The following is a 2,956-nucleotide window of genomic DNA, read 5'->3' as shown; positions in this document are numbered from 1 at the left end:
CGTTGCTCGCGGCCTCGGCCTTTCAGCTGCACGCCTTCGTCAACAGCGCACCGCTGTACCTGCGCTTCGCCCAGGCCGCCGATCTGCAATGGCTCGCGCCGGTGTTCTGGGTCGGCTTCAACCTCGCCATGCTGCCGGCGGGCTGGGCGGCACGCCGCTTCGGGCCCTGGCGCGTGCTGGTAGCCGCCGGGCTGGCGGCGGCGCTTGCGGCCTGGCTGGCGCAGCTGACGAGCAGCCTGCCCGTGCTGCTTGTGGCGCAGCTTGCAGCCGGCGCGGCCTGGGCCTGCCTGCTCATGAGCGCGTTCTCGGCCGCTCTGGCGCTTGGCCACACCGGGCGGGAAGGGCGCTTCGGCGGCGCCCTGTCGTCGGTGCTGGCCGGCGCAGCGCTCGCCCGCATGGCGGTGCTGGCGCTCGAATGGCAGAAGGATCCAGCCGCGCTGAGCTTGCTCGGCTGGGCGCCTGTGGCCGGTTGGCTGCTGGCCGGCGGGCTGCTCTGGTGGGCCGCCCGGCGTGCAGTACCCTGATGCCTTTCCCACATTCAGGAGGCCCCTGTGAAGACCTTCCAGATCGAGCTGCAAAAAGTCAAGGCCATGAGCAACCGCAACGGCCTGGTCGAGGCGCGCATCGACGCGCTGGTGCTGCCCGTCAACAACCGCAGCGATGACAACCCCAGCACCACGCTGAGCTTCAGCGAGGAGACGGCGCGTGTGCTGATGCTGCTCCTCAAGCAGCAGCTGGCCGAGGTCGACGGCCGCAAGGCGCGCAGCCAGCGCTGAGTTCGAAGTCCCGGTACGCCCGCCAGGGCCGAGGGCCGGGTGCCGGGCGGCACGGCCAGGGCGGCGGGCGGTTGCCGGCCGTTTTCGAGACGCGCCACAATCGGGCGCCTGCCCTTGACCGATGCCAAACCTCTCCGCCCCTGCCAAGACGCCAGCCGGCTTCGATGAACTGCGCCACCGCACACGCGGCCTGGGGCAGCGCTATCGCACGGTCTTGCTGCTTGTCGATGGCCGCCGGCCGCTGGGCGAGGTGCTTGGCATGGCGCACAAGGCAGGCGCGCAGACCAGCCACTTCGAAGAACTGGTGCGCATGGGGCTGGTGGAGATCCCCGACGATGTGCAGGCCCCCGAACCCGTGGAGACTCTGTCCGGCGCGCTCGACACGCCGCGCCTGACGAGCGTCGACGTCGACGTGTTCTCCGAAGCCGCGCTCACGCCCATGGGCGAGTTGCTGCCCGACGAAGACGACGAACCCGACACTTCCCCACCGCTGGCGCCGGCCAAGGAGGCCTACGAAGAGAACGAAGATGAGCCGGTGGCGCAGTTCAGCGACATCCCGCTGGCCCCCGTGACGATGGCGGTGCCCGTGCTGCCGCCGGCCCCACCCCCCGCGCCGATGGCTCCGCCCGTGGCCGCAGCGCGCTACGTCGAGCCCACCGTGCAGCTGAACGACACGCCGCGTGCCCCCGACTGGGTGCAGCAGGTGCGCGAGACGCCTTTCAAGGTGGCCGACCACGCGCGTGCGGCACCGAAGATGACCGAAGAGCAACGCCTGCAATACGTGCGCGATCTGCTGATCGACACCGTGCGCCGCGATTCGCTGTTTGCCACCTTCTCGCTCGGCCGCGTGCGCGCCGCACTCACCCACAAGGAACTGATCAAGCTGGTGTGGGAGCTCGAACGCGACCGCGCGCATGCGCGCCGCAACCGTGACCAGCTGCTCAACCTGCAGCGTGCGCGTGAGCTGCTCGGCATGGGCAACACGCTCGTGGCCGGCGACAGCCAGGCGGGTGCTCCTTCCGAGTACTGACGCCCCTGGAAATGGGGCTGTGCGCCCCCCTAGTTTTCAGGCGTGATGCCTCGAATGAGGGGCCTCCAGATGGTCGTAAGTCACATGAACTTTGTCGGACGAATTCCTACATTTGTCTCATCCAGTTTGGGACAGCGCACAGAGGCAGTCGCTTAGGGACACGGACCCGGTCAACTCCTAAGCTTCTTCTCACGTTGTCATCACGGTCAGAGCAGCAGGAGATCGTTGCCATGAATACCGAGTTTGGTTCCTTGCAGATTGCCGCCAGCTACGAGCTGCGCTTCCAGTCACTCTTTCACGAAGGGCGCGCGCTGAGCTTCCCCTGCGATGCAGGCGGCCATGTGCACCTCGACGGGCTGAGCGACCGGGCCCGTCACAACTACCTGTACGCACGTGCGGTGGTCGGGCGTGAATACTCCGCACCGGCTGTCCAGCTGAGCGACCTGCACTGATCTTCACGCGGGCCCGCCCGGCCCCCTCTGAGACAATCCACGGCGCGGCGAAGGGCCGCAGCGTGGCGATGGAGGGGAAGCGCAAATGGGTGTGGTGCTCGCGTTGCTGGGCTTGGCTTTCGCCACCCAGATCTGGTTGTGTTTTCGGGTGGGTCGTTCGAGCGTCGCGCTGGCGATCGCCACCTTCTTCATCGGCTTTCCTGCCGCCCTTTACACCTTCTTCAAGCACCGCGGTGACCCGGAGACTTCGGTCACGGTTCCGTTCATCGCCAACGTGGTCTGCACCGTCTCGTTCGCGGTGATGGCCTGGATCACGGTGCTGCCCTTGCTCGAAGCCCAGTCTGCCGAGTTCGAGGCGGCGATGGCGCCTGTTGCGTCCAAGGGCCGTCCCTCAGCTGCTTCTGCGGAGGCGCCGGCGCCGGCGTCTGCCGCCTCGGCGGCGCTGGCCCCGGCCTCCGCCGCATCGGTTCCGGAGCAGGCCTCCGAGTCGCTGGAAGGCTTCTCCGCGGCCCTGCGTTCCGCGGGCCTGAACCACACCGTGACGCGCCTTGCCCGCGGCCAGGCACTGCCGCCCGGCGTCACCGACGCTGCGCTGTTCGCCGTGACACCGCTGGCCGCCGCAGGCGCCGCCAGTTCAGCGCCGGGCCCCGAGCTCTCGGCCACCTTGTTCAAGTGCGAATCCGCCAACGCCTGCCGCA

Annotated in this window: 4 protein-coding genes and 1 pseudogene; all 5 read left to right on the top strand. The window is 68.6% G+C overall.

What is annotated here, in order from left to right; genetic code table 11:
• A pseudogene (locus VFL64_RS18115) lies at positions 1-524 on the top strand (MFS transporter); the annotation flags it as partial.
• 27 nt (positions 525-551) lie between these two features.
• Positions 552-776, top strand: a complete 225-nt coding sequence (locus tag VFL64_RS18110; RefSeq protein ID WP_489541776.1) for a hypothetical protein — start codon at positions 552-554, stop codon at positions 774-776.
• Between the two features lie 121 nt (positions 777-897).
• A complete protein-coding gene (locus tag VFL64_RS18105; protein ID WP_489541775.1) occupies positions 898-1,806 on the top strand; it encodes a hypothetical protein in 909 nt (302 codons plus the stop codon).
• Between the two features lie 230 nt (positions 1,807-2,036).
• On the top strand, positions 2,037-2,258 hold the full coding sequence (locus VFL64_RS18100) for a hypothetical protein (protein WP_489541774.1): 222 nt from the start codon (positions 2,037-2,039) through the stop codon (positions 2,256-2,258).
• Positions 2,259-2,343: 85 nt separating this feature from the next.
• On the top strand, positions 2,344-2,956 hold a 613-nt coding region (locus VFL64_RS18095; RefSeq protein WP_489541773.1), incomplete at its 3' end, for a hypothetical protein.

This window comes from Rhizobacter sp. (genome assembly GCF_035702065.1).
Taxonomy (GTDB): Bacteria; Pseudomonadota; Gammaproteobacteria; order Burkholderiales; family Burkholderiaceae_C; genus Rhizobacter.
The sequence above is the reverse complement of the archived record's forward strand: the minus strand, read 5'-3'. Positions and strand labels throughout refer to the sequence as shown.